Source organism: Brucella pseudintermedia (assembly GCF_008932435.1).
In the GTDB taxonomy this organism is placed as follows: Bacteria; Pseudomonadota; Alphaproteobacteria; order Rhizobiales; family Rhizobiaceae; genus Brucella; species Brucella pseudintermedia.
In genome coordinates this window covers 139,517-160,071 of the sequence record NZ_WBWE01000011.1, presented here as the reverse complement: position 1 = coordinate 160,071, position 20,555 = coordinate 139,517, and the positions used below count along the sequence as shown (strand labels likewise).

Below are 20,555 nucleotides of genomic sequence, written 5' to 3'. Positions count from 1 at the left end.
CATTTCCATGACCCGGCAATCGATTCACGATCGCATCATGTCCCGCAATCCGGCTACTTCCGCCGACGCTGGAGAAGAGCGAAAGGCCGCAGGGCGCAACTGGCCGAAGACGGCGCTTCTCTCCGCTTTCGGCGTCGTCATTCTCGGCATTGGCGGCTATGCGGCCATGCATTACGACAAGGCGGGGGCGCTGTTCTCCCAGCAGGCGGCGGCAGAAACCACGCAGCCGGATTCAGGTCAACCGGATACGCCATTCCTCCAACATGCGAAGGAGGCCGGGCTCCAAACCTGCTCGACCCTTTTCCCGGCGCTTGGTGCGCTTTTGACGAACGGTTCGCAATATAACGTCCAGTCGGCATGGAACACCAAGGCTCCCAACGAACATGCAATTCAGGCGTTCGTAGGCATGGATTATGCATCGGAGAGCTATAAGGGAAGCGCTGCGGGTATCGTTTTTGCCGCTCCGTCAGGTTCGGCCTGCGAAGGCGCGATGATCCGCGTGGCACCGTTTGCCACGTCCTGCAGCAACATTCCTTCCTTGCTGCCGCAAGGAAGCGTACTGGCCAATACGCTCGGGCAGGTGGCCGTTTATTCTCTGGCCAACAACAATGGCAGCGCGATGCTTCTGCCTTCTGGAAACAGCTGCGTGGTCATTTCAGTCGCATCGGCCAGCAAATAAGGAAATCGCACCATGAGGATCGGCTTCGCAATTTTCGCCTTGGGGTTATTCTTCACCCAGACGGGGCAGATCGCTGCGGCCGATCTGCCCGCGGCCATGGACGTTCCCGTGCCGCCACAAGAAGAGCGCGGGATCTGGGCAGCGATAGCCTATTCCGAAGCGGACCAGAAACACGGTTTCTTCTGGGGAGCCGACAAGCGGCAGGAGGCAATGGATACGGCACTGAATCATTGCAGGAATGCTGGCGGCAACGAATGCAAGGTGGCCGAGGTTTTCCGAAACCATCGCCACTGGGACGACGACGACAATACCGGTTTTCCCTATAACCATTGCGGCGCGCTTGCCGTTGCAAAAGAGCGCGCCGGGCAGATTTTCCCCTGGGCGGCTAAATCGGCCCGCACACGCAAAGATGCAGAGGACCGCGCCTTGAACGCCTGCCAAGGCGCCGGCGGTACAAAGTGCCGGGTCCGCGAGTGGGTGTGCACCTGATAGAAGAGCTTGTTACGCATTTGGCGGCGGTGACAGGGCGGAGAAATTGCATATTACCGGTTGGAGCCGAAACAGTCGGTTCGGACAAAAACAACTAGCAAATTCAATATGAAACGTTGCGTTGACCGGTAATAGCGCTCATCGCTATTTCCCCTTCCAGACAGGATCGCGCTTTTCAGCGAATGCTCGGGCGCCTTCGAGATTATCCTCCGATCCATAAAGAATGTCGACCGTCGCCAACTTGCGTCGCATGATGAGGTTCATCATGGTTTGGAAATCTGCGCTTTCCGCGCGTCGGACAGTTTCTTTGATCGCAGCGTAAACGAGCGGTGGACCGGAGGCGAGCAGACGGGCGATCTCCCAAACGCGTTCTTCGAGCTTCTCCTGAGGCAGGACTTCGTTAACGAAACCCCAGCGATGAGCTTCTTGAGCGTCGACCCAGCGGCCGGTCAGCAAAAGTTCCATGGCTATGTGGTATGGAATGCGTTTCGGAAGCCGGATACTTGCTGCATCTGCAATGGTTCCCGAGCGAATTTCCGGAAGCGAAAAGGTCGAATGGTCCGAGGCATAGATCAGGTCACAGGACAGCGCCAGTTCGAAGCCCCCGCCTGCGGCCATGCCACTGACACATGCGATGACAGGTTTGTTCAGGTCTCGCAGTTCCTGGATACCGCCGAAACCGCCACTTCCGTAGTCGCCATCGATAGGCGCGCCTTCTGCCGCGGCTTTCAAATCCCAACCGGCAGAAAAGAAACGGTCGCCAGCGGTCTTGAGGATGGCGACACGCAATTCCGGGTCATCGCGGAAGGCTGCGAAAATTTGACCCATCGCGCGCGATGTCGGCAGATCGATGGCGTTGGCCTTGGGCCGATCCAGAGTCACTTCCAGAATAGCACCGTCCCGGCGGGTTGTTATGGCGCCTTCGGCATATGTACTCATTTCATCTGCCTTTCCATACGGGATCGCGCTTTTCGACCGCTGCGCGCGGTCCTTCCAGCGCGTCTTCGCTTTCGATCAGCGATTTGAACAGTGGGAAATTACCAGCCCGCATGGCGGCGTAGCTTTCGGTCAGGCTCATATGTTCGGCCATACGCGCTGTCTGTTTGGCTGCGGCAACAGAAAGCGGTGCGGAGCGCAGGATACGGGCAGCGAGCCTACGGGCAGCACTCATCAGCTCTGCCTGCGGCACCACGTCATTGACCAGGCCCCAGCGGAGGCAGTCTTGCGCACTGAAACGCCGCCCTCCATAAAGAACTTCATTCGCTATAACCTTGGGCAAGAGCTTGGGCAGAACAAATGAGCCGATATCCGGCAGAACGCCGAGCGAAGTTTCCGGCAGCCAGAATTGCGCGTGGTCGGCGGCAATGATGAAATCGGCAGTCAGGAGAATTTCGAAACCTGCGCCGATGGCATAACCGTTGACCGCGCAGATGACAGGCTTCTCCAATCCGGGTAATTCGGAAAAGCCATAGATTCCGCCCTGACCATAGTCGGCGATATACCCATCTCCGCCGGTTGAAGCCGCTTCGTTCAGATCCCAGCCGGCGGAAAAAAACTTCTCGCCCCCGCCTGTGAAAATAGCAACGCGCAGATCCGTGTCGTCTCGAAACATGGCGAAGACATCGCCCAGCTTTCGGCTGGTTGGCTGGTCGATGGCATTGGCCTTTGGCCGGTCGAGCGTGATCTCCAATATCTGACCGTTGCGAACGGCCTTCACCTCGTCAGTCATCAAGCTCTCCTGTTGCGTATCAGGGCATCGACGGCGATTGCATCATCCGCTGTGACGATGAGCGGGTTGATGTCGAGCTCTTCAAGTTTCCCTGCCTGCGCGAGCGCATAGTTGCCAACCTGCCACGCGGCCTCGACGGCGGCTTCGATGTTGGCTTTAGGCTTGCCGCGAAAGCCGGTCAGAAGGGGAGCGGAGCGCAGGGAAAGAAGCGCCTCGCGGATTTCATCGCGGCTCGCAGGTAAGAGTAGCGAACGTGTATCATTCCAAAGCTCAACCATCACGCCGCCCGCGCCAATGGTCAGATAAAGCCCGAATTGCGGGTCGCGTGCGATGCCGATAATCAGTTCAGCTACACCGTCCTGAACCATTTTCTCGACCAGAAAATCGCATTTCAAAGCAGTAAGCGAAAGGGCGGCAGCGCGTACTGCTTCGGCATTCGCCAAATTGAGGCGCACTGCCGCCATTTCCGTTTTGTGGAGCAAGTTTTCACCAACGCCTTTGAGAGCGACGGGATAACCTAGCTTTTCGGCAAGGGCGACAGCATCATTGATAGTCGATACTACTCCGCCTGTTGGGGTTATCAGGCCGATTTCGCGCACAGCGGATTTCGATGACCACTCGTCCATTGCGGTGGCTGCAGATGGCAACGCTGGCGCTTGGTCAGCCAGCATTGGAGATTGCGGTTTCGACCAGATTTCGCCAATCCAGGCAGCATTGGCTGCTGCCGCAAGCGCAGTTGCAAGCCCCATCATCGGGGCTATTCCTGCGGCTGTCAGACGTTCGGCATGGGCTTCCGTCATGTTCTCCGGCAAACTGGCAACCAGCGCAAAGCGACCGCCTCCAGCCTTGTGCGCCGCTATCGCCGCTTCGAGCGATGTTTCGCAACCATTGTCAGCACAACGGTCCCCACGTGGAAAGTCGAACACCAGTATGGTCAGACCGAAATTGCCATCGAGCATAGCGCGATAGGTCGCAGTCAGCGACGGTCCGTTTCCCCATGTAAAGGTGTGGTAGTCGAGGGGATTCGAGATGGTGACCATCTCGGGCAGGGTGGCGCGAAGCCTGTTTGCCTCGTCCGGCGCCAGCGGTCTGAGATCGAGACCAGCGGCGCTTGCAAGATCGCCGACAAGTGAGGCTTCGCCGCCGGAACAGCTCATTGAGCCGAGGCTGTTGTCCGGTGAGGGACCAAGCACATGCAGAAGCTTCAGCGTTTCGACAAATTCGTCGAGCGTTCCAACACGCACGACGCCACATCGCGCAAAGAAAGTGTCGGCAAGCGTGTCGGCTCCGGCAAGCGATGCTGTGTGTGACAGGGTCATCGCCTGTGCCGCGGCGGAAGTTCCGACCTTGATGGCGACAACGGGCTTTCTCATCTCACGCGCTCTGGCGAAGACACGTTCCAACCGTGAAATATTGTCGAAGCCTTCTATATGCAAACCGAGAACGGTAACCCGGGGGTCTTCGAGCGCGGCTTCCGCCAATTCGGAAAGACCGGTCTGTGCCTGATTTCCGGCTGTCAGCACATAGGCAATGGGAAGACCTCGGCGCTGCATCGTAAGATTGATCGCTATGTTGGACGATTGCACGACGATGGCGGCACCGCTTTCCACCCTCTTGCCGCCGTGCTGGTCGGGCCAGAGCAGGGCTCCATCAAGGTAGTTGATGAAGCCGTAGCAGTTGGGGCCGAGGATCGGCATTTCGCCTGCCGCTGCCAGCAGGGCCTGATTGCGTTCGGCGCCGTCGGATACTTCGTTGAAGCCAGAGGCAAAGCACACTGCGCCGCCACTTCCCCGCGCTGAGAGCTGGCGAACAATATCAATTGTTCCGTCGCGGTTGACGCCGATGAAACTTACATCCGGTGCGCCGGGAAGGTCGGCGACAGATCGATAGCAGGGAATATCGTCGATAGTATCGCGGGTGGGGTGGACAGGCCAGAGTTCTCCCTCAAAGCCCATTTTACGGCATTGCCTGAGGACAGCCATAGACCATCCTCCGCCAAAGATGGCGATGGAACGGGGACGCAAGACACGAGACAGGTTCTTTTTGCTCACGATCAGGCTCCGAGCGGACGAAGGAGGTCGCGGGCGATAATGTGGCGCTGAATCTCGCTTGTGCCGTCCCATATCCGCTCGACACGGGCATCGCGCCAGAAGCGTTCCAGCGGTAGGTCGTCCATCAGGCCCATGCCGCCATGCACCTGTATGGCACGATCGGTGATGCGGGCCAGCATTTCGGACGCGTAGACTTTTGCCGAGGCAATCTCGCGATTTGCGGGCAATCGCTGATCGAGGCGCCAGGCCGCTGCCAGCGTCAGCCAGTCGGCGGCATCTATTTCGGTAATGGAGTCCGCAAGCTGGAAGCCGACGCCCTGAAAGCGACCGATAGGCTGGCCAAATTGCTTGCGCTGGGCGGCGTAGTCGACCATCAGGTCGAACACGCGGCGCGCACGCCCGACCGCCATTGTCGCAACTGTTATGCGGGTCGCGTAAAGCCACTCATTCATGACCGCAAAGCCGCCATCGACCTCTCCGAGAACCTGCGCATCGGGAAGACGGCAGTCGTCGAATTCAAGGATCATGTTCTTGTAGCCGCGATGGCTGACGGACTTGTAACCCTCTCGGATGGTGAAGCCCGGTGTTCCACGGTCCACCAGAAAGGTCGTGATCTTCTTCTTCGTTCCGGCGGAGGACTGTTCCTCGCCTGTCGCCATGAAGACAATGACGAAATCGGCGTGTTCGGCGCCTGAAATGAAATGCTTGGTGCCGTTCAGAACCCAGTCGCCACCGACGCGGCGCGCATTGGCTTTCATGCCGCGAATGTCAGAGCCAGCGTCGGGCTCGGTCATGGCAAGTGCATCCATCCTTTCGCCGCGCACCGCTGGCAGGAGATAGCGCTCGATCTGCTCTCCCCTGCAAGCCATGAGAATATTCTGCGGGCGTCCGAAAAAATGGGTGAGCGCCATTGATCCACGTCCGAGTTCGCGTTCCACCAGTGCAAACTCAAGATGGGAAAGTCCGGGACCGCCCGCCGATTCCGGGAAATTGCTGGCATAGAAACCAAGTTCGATGGTCTTCCGCTTGATGTCTTCGCCGATCTCTTTTGGCACATAACCGAGCTTTTCGACGGTCGTTTCATGCGGATAAATCTCGTTCTCGACAAAGCTTCGAACTGTCGAGACGATCATTTCCTGCTGTTCAGTCAGTCCGAAATGCATAGCGTTCCTCCCAGTCGCTTTGCCAGACCGTCCCGGCCTATGGCGTCGTTATTTCTATAAGTGCGGGCCCCTCGACAGCCTGGGCGCGGTTAAGCGCCCCGGCGAGTTGCGCAAGGTTGAGTGCGCCTGGATGAAGCGCATCCTGATTGTCTTGATTAGTGAGGCGGATATGTTCCCCCGGTATGCCATAGGCCTGCGCGAGCTTGAGAAAATCGGGAGGTGTGGGGCGCACGCCAACCGGTTCAATGCCCCGAGAAAGCATATAATCTTCGATTTCCTGATAACCATGATTGTTCCAGACGACGAAAATTACACGCGCTTTTTCGTCGGCGGCAGTGCCGAGAGTGCCGAGACAGAACTGGAATCCCCCGTCCCCCACCAGGCAAACGACTGGCGTATCAGCCTGCGCGAGACTGGCGCCCACCGCAGCTGGTGGGCCAAATCCGAGCGCGCCGTAGCCCGTTGAAGCGTTGAACCAGCGTCGCGCGCCATCGGCTTCGAAGAACAGATTGCCGGCATAGGCGAGCTGTGTGGAATCGCCGACTATGATACTGCCGGGCAGTGCATCCCGAATGGTGTCCAGAACTTCGGTCAAAGCCTGCATCTTGGGTGAGAGGAAGTCGTATGCCGCAGCCTTGGCCGCCGTTGCGCGCTCCTTTCCGTCCTCACGTGGTGCCTGAGGAAGAAGCTGCAGAGCAGAAATGAGATCTGCCGTTATTGGGGCAGCATCGCCCACGATCATCAGGCCAGCCGGGGCGCTGGTTGCCTCCGCATCCGGGTCGATGTCGATGCGGATCATGCCGGCAGGAGGTTCGAAACCTCCGTCTACATACATGTCGTAATCGGTCGGACCGAACTGGGTTCCAATCGCAATGACAAGATCGGCATCGGCGATCAGCTGGCGGATAGGCGGCAGGCTGGGGCTTGCCTCTACCGCGAGCGGATGATGGCCAAGCAAACCACGGGCGTTCGTTGTGGTCACGACCGGGGCGTCAAGCATCTGCGAAAGGACGGAAACGGCATCACCCGCCCGGTTGGCGCCTCCACCTGCGAGGATCAAAGGACGGCGGGCTTCGGCGCAAAGTGTTGCAGCGGCTTTGATTTTCCCGACATTGGAATCCACAGCCGTAGCGCTCGCAACTGCCGGGGACTTGCGCAAGTTTCCTTCAAACGGGGCTTCCATAAGGTCCGTCGGGATTTCAATATGGACAGGGCCCGGACGTCCGGATTTCATCCGGGCGAAGGCACGGCCAACCAGTTCTGCAAGATCGCCGGGCTGTTCCAGTCGCTCTGACGACAGGGCGATTGTTCGCATGGTCGCGGCCTGATCGGGAAGCTCGTGCAGGTGTCCCTTATACTGTCCGAGCGTGTGGCGCGCGTTGACGCCTGAGATGACGAGCATCGGTATGGAATCGGCCCGCGCCTGCGCCATCGGGGTTATCGCATTGGTAAGTCCCGGACCGGTAATCAGCAGGCAGATACCCGGCTTGCCAGAAACCCGCGCATAACCATCTGCCATGAAGCCCGCATCCTGTTCGTCGCGCGGGATAACATGCCGGATGCTCGATCCGGCAAGGCCACGATAAAGTTCGGCTGTGTGCACGCCCGGAATGCCAAATACAGTATCGACATCGTAGGCTTCCAGAAGGCGGATCAGCGCTTGCCCGACCGTTAATTCGCTGCTCATGAAACCAGACTTTCGGCCCTGCAGTTTAGGCTGCGGGCAAAACGGGCAATGCGGTCGCACGCCTCGATAATCCTGTCTTCGGGAACGGTAACGCTCATGCGGACCAGATTCTTCGCGACCTGACCGAAAGATGTGCCGGGCATCATCGAGACATAGTGTTCTTCAAGCAGGCGGCTGGCGAATTCCTCGCCATTCAGGCCGGTCCCGCCGATATCCAGTAACACGAACATGCCGGCTTCCGGCATCAGGGGCTTGATCCCCTGAACGCCGCGCAACCGTTCCACGATCAGCGCGGACCGCGCCTTGTATTGCGCGCGCATGATTGCTGCGGTCGGCAGATCGTGTGTCAGCGCATAGGCCGTCATGTCGGCAATGAAAGGTTGTCCACCGAAAAGCATGGATTCGGAGAAAGGCAACAGCCTTTGGCAAAATTCTTCCGAACCGACCGCCCAGCCTGCACGAAAGCCGGGGGCTGCGTGTGACTTCGATATGGAGGAGACCACTATGGTGCGGTCCGCCATTTCCGGAAGATCGAGCGGCGACGCAAATGCGGCCCCGAAAGTAAGCTCTTCATAAACCTCATCGCACACGATCCAGAGATCGTGCTTGCGGCAGACTTCGCTGATCGCAGCAATTTCGGGTTTTGTGAGAACCGCTCCGGTCGGATTGTGCGGGTTGTTGAGAAGCAATACCCGGCAGCCGGGTGTGATTGCCGCTTCCAGTATTTCCGCTCGAAGATGAAAACCATCTTCGGCCCGCAGTGGCACCGGGACGATATCGGCTCCCGGCGCTCGCACCACGCCTTCATAGGTTGCGTAATAGGGATCGGGAACGAGAACCTTGTCGCCACTCTCGACCAATCCTGTCAAAACGGCATAAAGCGCGGTTTGGGTTCCGGGAAAATAGAGGACATTATTGGTTGTGACGACACGGCCGGTGCGCTTTGAATATTTTGCGGCCAGCGCCGCCAGCACCGCCGGTTCGCCGCGACCGCTGGAATAGCGGGTGCGTCCGGCGCGCATGGCGTTATTGCACACTTCGAGCAGCGAGGCATCGGGGGCAACGTCGGGTTCGCCGATCGTAAATTCTATAACGGGATGGCCAAGCGCGCGCAGTTCCCTGCCTCGTGCGTGGACTCGCCATTTGTCCGAACCCAGCCCTGAGAGTCTATCGGTGATGGAGGCGTAATGCATGTCATTCTCTCGGAAGTGGTGGCACGTCGGGAAGCTTGATGCCGAGAAGAGCGCCGATTGAGCTTAGTCCGATGCCAATTTGCGTGGTTTCGTCGATTTCATCCGCGCTGAGACAGCCTTCGATCCAAAGGCCGTCAATCAGGGCGTTGACTGCGATGGCGAGGTTTCGGCACGATTGCGGGATCGGTTCCCGGCCTTCTGCCGATAACACCTCTGCAATCAAGGTCTCCATGGCTCGCCGGAAAGCGAGATAACCTTCGCGATGTTCGTGTTCCAGATCTGGATCAAGATGAACCTGGCTGACGAAAGTCGCCCAGAGCGAAAGCATCCGCGGATCGGCCACGGTTCCGCCGAGGCTGGCTGCGATGAACCGCGTCAGCCGGTCGTGGGGCGTTCCGCCGTCCGATTCCAGAACGCTCAACGCGGGCAGGGTCATCATTTCGATCACGCGCTGGTAAGCGGCGGCGATGAGATTGGCCTTCGATGCAAAATGATGGCGAATGAGTCCATTGCTGACGCCTGCACGCGCCGCAACCGCACGAACCGTTGTCGCCTGTATGCCGAGATCGGCAATGCAGTCGAGCGTAGCCTCTATCATGTCCGTGCGACGATCGAAGTCCGGCGCACGTCGAAACGATGCGGTCATCCTCTCCTCCCTCGATGTCTGACTATGCACTTGCGCAATACTTATTCAAGTGTATAGTCAACGTCAAGGGAACGGTTGGCCGCTTGTCGAGAAGTCGGAAGAACTCCGAAGTGGTTGACAATAAAGCAATATCCAGGTGGCTTGCGACAAACCGTAAGGGTGTCGGGCCAAGGGAGGTTTGTGCCGCATGAGTCAAGGCGAAGAGGCGATCTCCGTCGTCGACCTTCACAAGCGTTTCGGTGATCTCGAGGTGCTTAAAGGCGTTTCACTCAGGGCGCGCGAGGGCGATGTCATCGCCATTATTGGCGGATCGGGCTCCGGCAAATCGACATTTCTTCGCTGCATCAACATGCTGGAACTGCCAACATCGGGAGCGGTCACCATCCACGGTGAAACCATCGCCATGCGAAACACTGGCAATGGCGGCCAGATACCTGCGGACCGAAGGCAGATCGAGCGTATTCGCACGCGGCTTGGAATGGTCTTCCAGAGCTTCAATCTCTGGCAGCACATGACCGTCCTGGAGAATGTGATCGAAGCGCCTGTGCATGTGCTGGGTGTGCCCAAGGCCGAAGCGACAGAGCGGGCCGAAGCGCTTCTAAGGCGCGTCGGGCTTTACGAGAAGCGAGACGTCTATCCCGCCTTCATGTCCGGTGGCCAGCAGCAGCGTGCCGCGATTGCGCGGGCGCTGGCGATAGAGCCATTGGTGATGCTTTTCGACGAGCCGACATCCGCGCTGGACCCTGAACTGGTCGGCGAGGTTCTCACTGTTATAGGTGATCTGGCAAAGGAAAAACGCACTATGATCCTGGTTACGCACGAGATGAAGTTCGCGCGTAAGGTCGCCAATCATATCGTTTTTCTGCACGATGGCAGGATTGAGGAAGAGGGGCCTCCAGAAGAAGTCTTCGGGTCGCCCAAATCCGAGCGATTGAAGAAGTTTATCAGTTCAACACACTGAAATGGGAATGGGAGTAGTACCAATGAAGTGTCTATTAGCTACTTTGTGCGTCGGTGTAACAGTTGCTGTCTCGAGTGTCGGGGCGGCAAGTGCCGAACAAGTGAAGCTCGGTATCGCAGCAGAACCTTATCCCCCCTTCACGGAACCCGACGCCACGGGAAAATGGCACGGCTGGGAAATTGATTTTGCAGATGCGGTCTGCAAGGAGGCCAAGCTTGATTGTGTGATAACGCCGGTCGCCTGGGACGGCATCATCCCTGCACTCACCACTGGCAAGATCGACATGATCGTCGGCTCCATGTCGATGACGCCTGAACGTCGCAAGACGATCGATTTCTCCGACAAATATTATAACACACCGACAATCGTCATCGGCACGAAGGATATCAAGTTCGACGCCACGCCGGAGGGGCTGAAGGACAAGACGATTGGCGTGCAAGTGTCTACTATCCATCAGGCCTATGCGGTGAAGCATTTCGCGCCCGCCGGTGCCACGATCAAGGAATATCAGACACAGGACGAAGCCAACAACGACCTCACCGCCGGGCGCATCGATGCCGTGCAGGCGGATTCCCTGGCTCTGCGGACGTTTCTTGCGACGGATAACGGCAAGGCATGCTGCGAGGAAAAAGGAAGCGTCGCTCAGGATGTCGAGGTTCTGGGGCCGGGCGTGGGTATCGGATTGCGCAAGGGCGATACGGAACTCAAGGACAAGCTGAACGCCGCGATCAAGGCCATCCGCGCGAACGGAACTTACGATACGATCACCAAAAAATACTTCGATTTCGACATTTACGGCCAGTGAGTTTCATGGTCAGCCGGTGTCTCTTCGGCTGGCTTCCCCGATTTCAGCATGAACGGAACTGGCCATGGATGCGCCATTGATCAACTGGAGCCTACTTGCTCTCGACCCGCCCGGATGGGGAGGGGTACTTCTACAGGGCTTCTGGCACACGTTGCAAATTGCAGTGGGCGGTTATTCGCTCGGTCTGTTGATTGGCATGTTGGGTGCGCTGGGTAAGCTCTATGGCGGCCCGATCATTCGCGATCTTCTGGAAGTCTATACGACCGTAGTGCGTGCCGTGCCGGAACTGGTGCTGATCCTTATCCTCTATTACGCGGGCACCGACCTGTTGAACCAGCTGCTGGCTCTGTTTGGTCGTGGCAAAGTCGATATCAGCGGGCTTGCGGCCGGTATTTTCGTCATCGGGGTCGTGCAGGGTGCATATTCGACGGAAGTCCTGCGCGGTGCGATCAAGGCGATCGCACCCGGCCAGATCGAGGCGGCGCGCGCTTTCGGCATGCCACCGTCCAAGATGCTCAGACGCATCACGATACCGGCCATGCTGCCCTTCGCCATACCGGGCCTCGCCAATCTTTGGCTTATCTCAACCAAGGATACAGCCTTACTGGCCGTTGTCGGTTTCAGCGAACTGACCCTGGTGACAAGACAGGCGGCAGGCACGACCAAGCATTATCTGCTGTTCTTCATGGCGGCTGGCGTGCTGTATTTCGGACTCACCTTGATTTCGAATGTCTTCATCGGCTTTATCGAGCGGCGCGCGCGCCGGGGTTTTGCGCGGATCGACTGAGATGAGCACATCTTCAGCAGCATTTGAAAACCAGACATCCGCCAGAAACCGGCTCGAACCACACCGCCTTGTGCTGATTGTCATTGCAATCGCGCTGTTTGCTTCGGCGATTTTATTTGGCCGCTGGGACTGGCTGCCGCAATACCTGCCCCGTCTAGGCTCCGGTATTGCGGTAACTCTGTCCATGCTTTTCGGGTCTGCAATTCTGGGGTTTATGCTGGCTCTTCCCCTCGGATTGCTTCAGGTGACTGGCCCATGGTGGTTGAGCTGGCCAGCGAAAGCGTTCTGCACCGTCATCCGGGGGACGCCGTTGCTGTTGCAGCTGTGGCTGCTCTATTACGGCCTTGGGTCGCTGTTTCCCTCAATTCCCGGCATTCGCGGCTCCTTTATCTGGCCTTATCTGCGCGAGGCATGGCCGTATGGACTTGCCGCGCTGACGATCTCTTTCGCGGCCTATGAGGGGGAGGTCATGCGCGGTGCGTTTGCTGGCGTGCCATCCGGCGAGCTGCAGGCCGGTCGTGCATTCGGCATGTCACCTTGGAAAGTATTTCGCCGTATCTGGCTGCCGCGCGCGATCCATCGCGCGCTGCCGACACTGAACGGCGAATCGGTCCTTCAATTGAAATCGACGCCGCTGGTGGCAACCATAACCGTCGTCGATGTCTACGGCGTCGTTTCGCGGGTGCGCCAGGAAACCTATCTCACTTATGAGCCGCTTCTGCTGCTTGCCTTGATCTACATGATACTGACCGCAGGCTTGGTCTGGGTCTTCCGGCGTTTTGAGAACAGAATTCCGACGAGAGGTGCTTGAATGCGCGATTTTTCACCCGCTGTTCTGAACAGCCTGCCCGAGCTAATGGCGTTGCGGCATGACCTTCATGCGCATCCCGAACTGGGACTTGAAGAGAAACGAACCTCCGAGATCGTTGCGCGGCAGCTTGAGGCTCTAGGTTACAAGGTAACGCGAGGACTTGCAAAAACCGGGGTCATTGGGACTTTGACGAATGGATCGGGCCGGAAGTCGGTCGGCGTTCGTGCCGATATCGACGCGCTTCCCATTCATGAGCAGACAAATCTGCCCTATTCCAGCAAGTCCCCGGGTCTGATGCATGCCTGTGGACATGATGGCCATACGACGATGTTGCTCGGTGCTGCCAAGGCTCTGGCTGAACGGCGCAATTTCGACGGAACCATTCATCTGATTTTCCAGCCGGCGGAAGAGAATTTCGGCGGTGCCAAGATCATGATAGACGAAGGATTGTTCGACCGCTTTCCTTGTGATGCTGTTTTTGCTCTTCACAATGACCCCGGCATTCCCCTTGGCAAGTTTGCTTTTCGCGATGGGCCGATCATGGCTGCAGTCGATGAAGCGTTTATCAGGGTGAACGGTTACGGGGGACATGGTTCGGAACCGGAAAAAACTGCCGATCCCATAACAGCGGGCGCTTCGATCGTGATGGCCCTGCAGACCATCAAGTCCCGTAACGTGCCAGCGCTCGATCCGGCGGTTGTGACGGTTGCCGCATTCCATGGTGGTTCGGCCAGCAATATCATTCCATCGACGGCAGAAATCGTGGTCGGCATTCGCACTTTTTCGCCCGCCATTCGCGATCAGATCGAGCAAGGCATCAAACGTGTTGCAGCGCATCAGGCAGAGAGCTTCGGACTAACTGCTGAAGTGGAGTATCTGCGCAGTTACGATGCGACGATCAACCATTCCGCGGAAACTGATTTCGCACGCTCTCTGGCGGTGAAGTCCTTCGGTGCGTCGAACGTGATTGATCTGGAGCGTCCTTTCATGGGCAGCGAGGATTTTGCATATATGCTCCGTGAGCGACCCGGAACCTACTTCTTTGTCGGGGGCGGCAAGGGAGAGAACGATTTCCAGCTCCACCATCCGTCTTACGATTTCAATGACGACCTGATCCCTATCGGCGCGGCCTTCTGGACCGAGCTTGCTGAAACCTATCTCAAACCCGAGTGATCTCATGACCGCCGTTTATGAATTCAATGCAGCTATTGTGCGTATGCCGGGACGCTCCGTCATCAATGGTTTGCGCGCCGATAACAGGGGCAATCCGACCTACGAAGGTGTCAGGGAAGAACACGAAGCCTATGTGCAGGCGTTGCGAAACGCTGGTGTCGAGGTGACGGTACTGCCACCGATGGAGGATTTTCCCGATTCGATATTTGTAGAAGATCCGGCGCTGGTGTTCCACGAAGGCGCAGTTCTGCTGCGTCCCGGTGCACCATCGCGCATGGGTGAGACGGCCGAAATAGAACCGGTTCTGCGTTCGCTCTTTGAGAATGTCGTGTCGCTCCCTTCACCCGGTTTCGCCGATGGTGGCGATGTGCTGGTCACGCCTAGTGTGGTGATGATCGGCCTGTCGGCGCGTACCGATAAAAGTGGCGCCAAAGGGCTTCGTACAACGCTGGCTACCCTTGGTCGCACGGCAGAGATTGTCGAGACGCCGAAGGGTGTACTGCACTTCAAGACCGACTGCTCGCTGCTGGACGAGGAGACGGTGCTTGCAACGCACAGGTTGGCGGGCTCGGGCTTCTTTCGAGGCATGCGTGAAATTGTGACGCCGGAGGGTGAAGAGGCAGCCGCCAATGCGCTTCGGGTCAATGATGTCGTTTTCGTCGGCGCGGATTACCCCCGTACCATCGACTTGCTTGATAGGGAAGGCTACAGGGTTGTTGCGCTGAAGACAGGCGAAATCGGGCGGATTGATGCAGGCCTGTCATGCATGTCGCTCAGGTGGCGGCGGTAATCTCTTAAGTGCTTTCAAATGGATCGGCGCGGTAATACCGCGCCGATTTTCGTTCGATGTTGCTCAGGCCCGACGCCTCTATGATGGCGCGTTCAACGCACGAGAGACCGTTTGAAGCGAGCTTCGAGCTTTGCCTGTCCATATTCCAGAACGACGGAGAGGGCCCAGTAGATCATTGATGCCGTTATGAGCATTTCAATGTGCCGGAACTCCGTCTGACCTTGTGTGCGGGCAAGATACATGAGTTCCCATACACCGATGACAGAGACGAGCGACGAGTCCTTGAGCATCGCGATGAACTGGTTGCCCGTTGGCGGAATGATGATGCGCATCGCCTGCGGAAGAATGACCAGCCACATGGTTTGCGATGGTCCCAGACCCAGAGCGGCGGCACCTTCCTGTTGCCCGCGCGGGATGCTTTCGATGCCCGCACGAAAGATTTCCGTCATATAAGCGCCGTAACACAGCGAAAGCGCCAGAATACCGGCGGGGATCGGCCCAATGACATAACCCACCTGCGGCAAGCCCAGATAGATAATGTAAATCTGCATCAGCAATGGCAGGCCGCGGAAGAGCGAAGTGTAGAACGTCGCCAGACCGTAGACCAGACCGTTCTTGGAGAGTTTGGCCACAGCGCCGATGAGCGCCAGAATGGTTGCGAAGAAGATGGAAGCGGTGGAAATATAAAGCGTCGTGACGACACCCTGGCTGATGAGAAATCCGATCTTTCTGGCTATGAATTCAAACGAGAGATTGAATGAATAAAAGAAGATCATCAGCAGCAGGAACAGTTCCAGCCATATGGCCGTGATCTGTGCCCAACGCGGGAAAAGTCTCAAAAAGCTCCAATTGGCAAAGATGACGAGACTGAGCAGGACAGAGGAAAGCAATGTGGCCTTGGTGAAGCCGGCCTTGGCGACTTTCGGGTCAATGCCCAACAGGTTTGTTATGCCGGAGAACCGGACGTTCATGAAACAGAAGAGCGCTGTCAGAATAACAAAAAACGCTATCTGAACAGTACGTTTGGCGGCCTCAGGCCGTGTGAGAAAAAACCTCCCGAGCATATTCTTTCTCCTGTCAGCCTGCTTTTCGCTCGGCAAGCCAATCCTGCATCTGCAATTTCCAATAGGTTAGCTGAGCAGCGGCGAGCCCCGCTGCTCCTCCTGCCCAGACCAGCCCGAATTTTTCGAAAAGTTTGTAACGGTCACTTTGTCCGCAGATGGCTTCGGCAACAACCTTGCCGCCGATGGCGGTCGTGTTGAGCCCGTGGCCGCCAAATGCGGTGCAATACCAGGTGGCGCGATCCAATTGGCCGATCTGTGGCATGAGATGTCTCGCATAGGACATCAGGCCGGACCATGCCAGTTCCGTCTTCAGCGAAGCGAGCTGAGGATAGGTCCCCACCATTTCGTTGCGCAGTTCCCGCACGACGCCGGGCGTATCGGCTGCTCTTGTCGTGATGCGTCCGCCCCACAACAGTCTGCGGCCGCCATCGATCACGCGGTAATAGTCACCAGCCCGCCGGTTGTCACCAATCGCGGATGTGGTGCGGATTGCCGATGCGATCAGTTCAGGCGCTTCCTCGCTCACCATCACATAGGTTGCGATAGGCAGATAGGCCCGCTTGATCTGCCCGACCAGCCCGTCTGTGTAGCCGCCGGTGGTGATCAGCACGGCACCGGCTTTGACCTGTCCCTCAGCCGTCTTTACAAGCTTGCCATCGCCGTGATCGAGCAATTGGACGACACGGCTATGCTCGAATATCCGCCCGCCGAGCCGCTCTATCTCGCGCCCAAGTGCCCGCAGATAATTCAACGGATGGATATGAAACGCATTGGGGTCGGTGACAGACTGGAAATAGCGCCTGGAATTCAAAATGTTGCGCGTTTCGGCTGTGGTATGAAAGTCAAGCTTGTAGTCATAGTCGCGATAGAGTTCGTCGGCGTAGTGCTTCAGGCTGTCGCCATCGTCGTATCGTCGAACGCTCATAATGCCTGGTGATAGCCGGGCTTCCTCAATCTTCAGGGCGGTAATGTTCTGACGAACGAACTCGACGCCTTCGATGGACATTTTGTGGAGCGTTTTGGCAACATCGCGCCCGGCGCGGGCAGCAATCGCGTCGCCGCCCGTCGCGAAACCGGGACTGACAAACCCGCCATTGCGTCCGGACGCGCCGAAACCAATGCTTTCGGCTTCCAGAACAACGACTTTCTTGCCTGCGCGCGACATCTGCAAGGCAGCCGACAACCCGGCTAGCCCGCCGCCGATCACCGCGATGTCTGCTGTTATTTCACGCTCCAGCATCGGGCGCGCGACGTCGTCTGCCTTGGTACGGCTATAGTAAGTGACAGGATATGTCATGGTAACACCAAATAAGCGTATCGTATGAGCCATCGCATCGATGGCTCATTTCAATATCGAAGCAAGGGGCAGATCAGTCGGCGCTGTAGTCCTTGCCGTACCACTTTGCTGTGAGTGTCCCAAGCGTGCCGTCAGACTTCATCTGCTTGATGATTTCGCCAATCTTGGCGGTCCACTCGGGATCGTTCTTCTCGGCGATAACGACGAGCGGCTCGCGGAAGGCATATTCGCCTTCAAGGATTTTTACGGGATAGCCGTTCTTGATGGCGTTCTGTGCTGTCTGCTCCGGTGCGACGATGGCATCGATACGAACGCCATCTCCCAGTCTCAGATCGTCGAACGGCAGCATGGAATCCGCGAAGGTACGAATTTCGCCCGGATTGAGCTTGTACTCGATCGGCGGGAGGCCGGGTGCGTCGATCTCCAGCTGGTGACGAGCGTAATCTTCCGAAGTGGTGGCTGTTTCGACGCCGATAACCTTGCCGTTAAGGTCCGCGACCGATTTCGCCTCGCTGTCCTTATGCACGACATAGACATATGGGCTGTAGTAATAAATGCCGGCAAAATCGATGACATTCGCGCGTGCCTTGGTCGGAGTGACCGATCCGACGCCTACGTCATAGCGTCCCTGCCAGCGTCCGCCGGTCAGTGTCGCCCAGTCCGGTGTCTCGAAGGATACGGCGACGCCCAGGCGCTTGCCGATCTCGTTGGCCACGTCAACATCGAATCCGACGAGTTGGTTGGAATCGTCCAGAAAGCTTTGCGGAGGCCAGCCTGCATTGGTTGCAACAACCATGGCCTTCTTTTCCATGACGCGATCCAGCGTCTCTCCCGCATGAGCTGCGAATCCTGATGCCAAGATGGCACCTGCGATACCCATTATTGTTATGATTTTTCTCATCTTATCGACCCCTCCACTGGTCTGACGCATGAGCATTGCATAAACGCGCAAGCGTCGGCTAGGCGGCTCGAAGAAACGAATTATGAAATTAGCGTATGATTATATGCCAACTGCGCAGGATGCCGCTCGGAAGAGGGCGAGTTCGGGGCCGTTTGCTCAAGGCCCCGCTATCGTGAACTTCACTGTCCGGGCTACTGATTGCGTACCGCCATTGCTGTGACTTCGACCCGCATCTCCGGCGTGGCCAGCCCGGCTACGCCGACAGCGCAACGAACCGGAAAGGGCTTTTTGAAAAAGCGCAGATAGACTTCATTGAAGGCGGGGCGTTCGTTGATATCGGTCAGATAGATCGTCAAATGAATGACGTTTTCCAGACTGCTGCCCACCTTTTCCAGTGAAGTCTTGAGGCTGTTGAGCGTGCATTCGCTTTGGGCGATTATATCGCCGGTTTCCATTGTGCCATCGGCCCGGATCGGAATATGGGTGGTTACCAGAAAATTGCCCACGCCTGCGACATCGGAGGAAATCTCGCTTTCGTCCGTGTCTTCAAGGAAAAAGGGCGCTGTGCTGTTTGTCATGGTTCTTCTCCAAGAGTTCCAAAGGTGCGAAGCGCTTGTCGAACAGGTTGCTGCTTAACACAAGCAAAACCGCTTCGCATTTTTGCTGGAAATGCTTCGGCTAAAGACCAGAGAGCTGTTTCATCGTGCACAAGGCTGCCCAAGACGAATATGGTGGTAGCAAGAATGTGTACCGATCGGGGCGGGCAACCTATTGCGATGGCGGTCAGGCAGGTCTAAGAAACTGAGGCGGAAGCGAGGAGGCTTCCACTCAACGACGACCGTTCCGGTCTGAAGGCAATCCATGACAGAAAAACACTCTCATCGCGGGCTTGTTGTTGCCGCGATCATGGCAAGCATGGCCATGATTGCAGTCGAGGCGACAATCGTATCGACCGCAATGCCGCAGATCGCTGCGCAATTGGGCCAGCTCAATCTCTATTCCTGGGTTTTCTCATCGTTCCTTCTGACCCAGACGGCGACGACCGTGGTGTTTGGAAAATTGGCCGATATCTACGGCCGCAAGCCCGTGCTTATTTTCGGCATCAGCCTGTTCCTGATCGCGTCGATACTGGCAGGCTTTGCATGGTCGATGCCTTCGATGATTGTCTTCCGGCTGTTGCAGGGCATTGGGGCAGGGGCGATCCAGCCCGCATCCATGACTGTTGTGGCGGACCTTTTCCCGGGCGCCCAGCGCAGCAAGGTTCAGGGTTATCTGGCCAGCGTCTGGGCGCTGTCAGCCGTTGTCGGACCGTTGCTTGGCAGCTTGATCATTCACAATCTCAACTGGGCTTGGGTGTTCTGGATTAACGTGCCTGTCGGCGTTCTGGCGGCTTCGGGCTTTCTTCTCTTCCTGCATGAAGAGAAGCGCTCCAAACCCGTATCGGTCGATGTGCTTGGCGCAGCGCTTTTTGCCGTCTCGATTTCATCCCTGATGATCGCGCTTACACTCATGGAAAGCGCGGTCTCGCCGGAAGCGGTTCTGGCATTGGTTCTCTTCGGCTTGTCACTGGTTGCTTTCATCTGGCAGGAGCGGCGCGCAAAGGAACCCATGGTTGCACCGGGCTTGTGGCTGAAGCGCCCGATCGCATTCTCCAATCTGGCGGTTTTCCTGGCCAGCATGTCGATCATGGGGCTGACGACGTTTCTGCCGATGTATGTGCAGACGGTCCTCGACCGTTCGCCTGTGATCGCGGGTTTTGCCTTGACCATGCTGCTGCTTGGCTGGCCGTGCGGCGCGACGATTGCCTCGCGGCAGTTCACGCGGTTCGGATTGCGCCCAATCATGATCGTCGGAAGCATTTGCATTCCGATCGGGACTTCTCTGCTCGTCATGCTGAACCCGTCCAGTCCAGCAACACTGGCGGGCGCCGGTTCCCTCATCATGGGGTTTGGAATGGGCCTGCTCAACATCGGCGCGCTGATCCTGACGCAGGATAGCGTGAACTGGTCGGAGCGCGGCAGCGCCACGGCGTCGAACGTGTTTTCGCGCAATCTGGGCAGTACGCTTGGAGCGGCCATTCTAGGGGCCGTGCTGACCTACGGGCTCGCCAACGCCAATCACGGTCAGGCGATTACGTCAGATCAACTTCGGGACCTTCTGAATGGCGTCGATATGTTGATAGATCGGCAGGAGCTTCGGCTGGCCCTTCAACAGGCGCTGCACACCACGTTTATAGCGATGATGCTCATCGCCGTGCTCATCGTGCCCGCCTGCCTCTGTGTGCCGGGGGTTAAAAAGACCTACGAAGAAAACGTGGTGACCTGAGTGC

20 protein-coding genes are annotated in these 20,555 nt (G+C 57.5%); 9 read left to right on the top strand and 11 right to left on the bottom strand.

Translation table 11 applies throughout. From position 1 onward, the window contains the following. Window positions 1-7 precede the first annotated feature (7 nt). A complete protein-coding gene (locus tag F9K78_RS15455; RefSeq protein ID WP_151682371.1) occupies window positions 8-679 on the top strand; it encodes a hypothetical protein in 672 nt (223 codons plus the stop codon). Window positions 680-691: 12 nt separating this feature from the next. Further along, window positions 692-1,168, top strand: a complete 477-nt coding sequence (locus F9K78_RS15450; protein ID WP_151682370.1) for a DUF4189 domain-containing protein — start codon at window positions 692-694, stop codon at window positions 1,166-1,168. 144 nt (window positions 1,169-1,312) lie between these two features. Here the strand turns inward: F9K78_RS15450 and F9K78_RS15445 are convergent, their stop codons facing one another. The 7 genes from F9K78_RS15445 to F9K78_RS15415 are packed head-to-tail and all read right to left on the bottom strand — an operon-like array spanning window position 1,313 to window position 9,637. Then, window positions 1,313-2,107 carry a carnitinyl-CoA dehydratase gene (locus F9K78_RS15445; RefSeq protein ID WP_151682369.1) on the bottom strand — a complete coding sequence of 265 codons (795 nt, stop codon included), beginning with the start codon at window positions 2,105-2,107 and terminating at the stop codon, window positions 1,313-1,315. A gap of 1 nt (window position 2,108) precedes the next feature. Further along, window positions 2,109-2,897: an enoyl-CoA hydratase-related protein gene (locus F9K78_RS15440; RefSeq protein ID WP_151682368.1), complete on the bottom strand. Its 789-nt coding sequence runs from the start codon at window positions 2,895-2,897 to the stop codon at window positions 2,109-2,111. Next, complete coding sequence (locus F9K78_RS15435) at window positions 2,897-4,954, bottom strand: acetate--CoA ligase family protein (RefSeq protein ID WP_151682390.1); 2,058 nt, start codon at window positions 4,952-4,954, stop codon at window positions 2,897-2,899. Before F9K78_RS15435 ends, F9K78_RS15440 begins: the two co-directional genes overlap by 1 nt. Next, window positions 4,951-6,111 (bottom strand): acyl-CoA dehydrogenase family protein, encoded by a 1,161-nt coding sequence (locus F9K78_RS15430; RefSeq protein WP_151682367.1) that lies wholly within the window; start codon window positions 6,109-6,111, stop codon window positions 4,951-4,953. The genes F9K78_RS15435 and F9K78_RS15430 overlap by 4 nt, the downstream gene beginning before the upstream one ends. A gap of 37 nt (window positions 6,112-6,148) precedes the next feature. Continuing rightward, window positions 6,149-7,798: a 5-guanidino-2-oxopentanoate decarboxylase gene (locus F9K78_RS15425; protein WP_151682366.1), complete on the bottom strand. Its 1,650-nt coding sequence runs from the start codon at window positions 7,796-7,798 to the stop codon at window positions 6,149-6,151. Beyond that, window positions 7,795-8,991: a pyridoxal phosphate-dependent aminotransferase gene (locus tag F9K78_RS15420; RefSeq protein ID WP_151682365.1), complete on the bottom strand. Its 1,197-nt coding sequence runs from the start codon at window positions 8,989-8,991 to the stop codon at window positions 7,795-7,797. The genes F9K78_RS15425 and F9K78_RS15420 overlap by 4 nt, the downstream gene beginning before the upstream one ends. A 1-nt stretch (window position 8,992) precedes the next feature. Further along, complete coding sequence (locus F9K78_RS15415; RefSeq protein WP_151682364.1) at window positions 8,993-9,637, bottom strand: TetR family transcriptional regulator C-terminal domain-containing protein; 645 nt, start codon at window positions 9,635-9,637, stop codon at window positions 8,993-8,995. A 187-nt stretch (window positions 9,638-9,824) separates the two neighbouring features. Here F9K78_RS15415 and F9K78_RS15410 point away from each other — a divergent pair, with 187 nt between their 5' ends. The 6 genes from F9K78_RS15410 to F9K78_RS15385 all read left to right on the top strand — a co-directional run bounded on the left by F9K78_RS15410 (window position 9,825) and on the right by F9K78_RS15385 (window position 14,964). After that, on the top strand, window positions 9,825-10,598 hold the full coding sequence (locus F9K78_RS15410) for an ABC transporter ATP-binding protein (RefSeq protein ID WP_151682363.1): 774 nt from the start codon (window positions 9,825-9,827) through the stop codon (window positions 10,596-10,598). A 22-nt stretch (window positions 10,599-10,620) separates the two neighbouring features. After that, the gene (locus F9K78_RS15405) at window positions 10,621-11,403 is read left to right on the top strand and encodes a transporter substrate-binding domain-containing protein (RefSeq protein WP_151682362.1); all 783 of its coding nucleotides are present in this window, start codon (window positions 10,621-10,623) and stop codon (window positions 11,401-11,403) included. Window positions 11,404-11,467: 64 nt separating this feature from the next. Continuing rightward, window positions 11,468-12,190, top strand: coding sequence for an ABC transporter permease (locus F9K78_RS15400; protein WP_122066991.1), 723 nt, complete (start codon window positions 11,468-11,470; stop codon window positions 12,188-12,190). A gap of 1 nt (window position 12,191) precedes the next feature. Continuing rightward, a complete protein-coding gene (locus F9K78_RS15395) occupies window positions 12,192-13,001 on the top strand; it encodes an ABC transporter permease (RefSeq protein ID WP_122066990.1) in 810 nt (269 codons plus the stop codon). Beyond that, window positions 13,002-14,174 (top strand): M20 aminoacylase family protein, encoded by a 1,173-nt coding sequence (locus tag F9K78_RS15390; protein ID WP_122066989.1) that lies wholly within the window; start codon window positions 13,002-13,004, stop codon window positions 14,172-14,174. A 4-nt stretch (window positions 14,175-14,178) separates the two neighbouring features. Then, window positions 14,179-14,964: a dimethylarginine dimethylaminohydrolase family protein gene (locus tag F9K78_RS15385; protein WP_122066988.1), complete on the top strand. Its 786-nt coding sequence runs from the start codon at window positions 14,179-14,181 to the stop codon at window positions 14,962-14,964. Between the two features lie 92 nt (window positions 14,965-15,056). Here the strand turns inward: F9K78_RS15385 and F9K78_RS15380 are convergent, their stop codons facing one another. The 4 genes from F9K78_RS15380 to F9K78_RS15365 form a co-directional block, all read right to left on the bottom strand. Then, entirely contained in the window at window positions 15,057-16,028 is a 972-nt protein-coding gene (locus F9K78_RS15380) for an amino acid ABC transporter permease (RefSeq protein WP_121985234.1), read from the bottom strand. Between the two features lie 13 nt (window positions 16,029-16,041). Then, window positions 16,042-17,325 (bottom strand): NAD(P)/FAD-dependent oxidoreductase, encoded by a 1,284-nt coding sequence (locus F9K78_RS15375; RefSeq protein ID WP_121985233.1) that lies wholly within the window; start codon window positions 17,323-17,325, stop codon window positions 16,042-16,044. A 73-nt stretch (window positions 17,326-17,398) separates the two neighbouring features. Continuing rightward, a complete protein-coding gene (locus F9K78_RS15370; protein WP_121985232.1) occupies window positions 17,399-18,205 on the bottom strand; it encodes a transporter substrate-binding domain-containing protein in 807 nt (268 codons plus the stop codon). 212 nt (window positions 18,206-18,417) lie between these two features. Then, window positions 18,418-18,804 carry a RidA family protein gene (locus F9K78_RS15365; protein WP_121985231.1) on the bottom strand — a complete coding sequence of 129 codons (387 nt, stop codon included), beginning with the start codon at window positions 18,802-18,804 and terminating at the stop codon, window positions 18,418-18,420. 283 nt (window positions 18,805-19,087) lie between these two features. On the opposite strand from F9K78_RS15365, the gene F9K78_RS15360 reads away from it, so the two are divergent. Further along, a complete protein-coding gene (locus F9K78_RS15360; RefSeq protein WP_121985230.1) occupies window positions 19,088-20,551 on the top strand; it encodes an MDR family MFS transporter in 1,464 nt (487 codons plus the stop codon). Window positions 20,552-20,555: the final 4 nt, after the last annotated feature.

Coding starts and splice junctions, on each gene's coding strand:
- F9K78_RS15380 (WP_121985234.1), bottom strand. CDS start 16,028: ATGCTCGGGAGGTTTTTTCTCACACGGCCTGAGGCCGCCAAACGTACT.
- F9K78_RS15385 (WP_122066988.1), top strand. CDS start 14,179: ATGACCGCCGTTTATGAATTCAATGCAGCTATTGTGCGTATGCCGGGA.
- F9K78_RS15420 (WP_151682365.1), bottom strand. CDS start 8,991: ATGCATTACGCCTCCATCACCGATAGACTCTCAGGGCTGGGTTCGGAC.
- F9K78_RS15395 (WP_122066990.1), top strand. CDS start 12,192: ATGAGCACATCTTCAGCAGCATTTGAAAACCAGACATCCGCCAGAAAC.
- F9K78_RS15415 (WP_151682364.1), bottom strand. CDS start 9,637: ATGACCGCATCGTTTCGACGTGCGCCGGACTTCGATCGTCGCACGGAC.
- F9K78_RS15455 (WP_151682371.1), top strand. CDS start 8: ATGACCCGGCAATCGATTCACGATCGCATCATGTCCCGCAATCCGGCT.
- F9K78_RS15365 (WP_121985231.1), bottom strand. CDS start 18,804: ATGACAAACAGCACAGCGCCCTTTTTCCTTGAAGACACGGACGAAAGC.
- F9K78_RS15430 (WP_151682367.1), bottom strand. CDS start 6,111: ATGCATTTCGGACTGACTGAACAGCAGGAAATGATCGTCTCGACAGTT.
- F9K78_RS15425 (WP_151682366.1), bottom strand. CDS start 7,798: ATGAGCAGCGAATTAACGGTCGGGCAAGCGCTGATCCGCCTTCTGGAA.
- F9K78_RS15370 (WP_121985232.1), bottom strand. CDS start 18,205: ATGGGTATCGCAGGTGCCATCTTGGCATCAGGATTCGCAGCTCATGCG.
- F9K78_RS15400 (WP_122066991.1), top strand. CDS start 11,468: ATGGATGCGCCATTGATCAACTGGAGCCTACTTGCTCTCGACCCGCCC.
- F9K78_RS15445 (WP_151682369.1), bottom strand. CDS start 2,107: ATGAGTACATATGCCGAAGGCGCCATAACAACCCGCCGGGACGGTGCT.
- F9K78_RS15405 (WP_151682362.1), top strand. CDS start 10,621: ATGAAGTGTCTATTAGCTACTTTGTGCGTCGGTGTAACAGTTGCTGTC.
- F9K78_RS15410 (WP_151682363.1), top strand. CDS start 9,825: ATGAGTCAAGGCGAAGAGGCGATCTCCGTCGTCGACCTTCACAAGCGT.
- F9K78_RS15360 (WP_121985230.1), top strand. CDS start 19,088: ATGACAGAAAAACACTCTCATCGCGGGCTTGTTGTTGCCGCGATCATG.
- F9K78_RS15440 (WP_151682368.1), bottom strand. CDS start 2,897: ATGACTGACGAGGTGAAGGCCGTTCGCAACGGTCAGATATTGGAGATC.
- F9K78_RS15450 (WP_151682370.1), top strand. CDS start 692: ATGAGGATCGGCTTCGCAATTTTCGCCTTGGGGTTATTCTTCACCCAG.
- F9K78_RS15375 (WP_121985233.1), bottom strand. CDS start 17,325: ATGACATATCCTGTCACTTACTATAGCCGTACCAAGGCAGACGACGTC.
- F9K78_RS15390 (WP_122066989.1), top strand. CDS start 13,002: ATGCGCGATTTTTCACCCGCTGTTCTGAACAGCCTGCCCGAGCTAATG.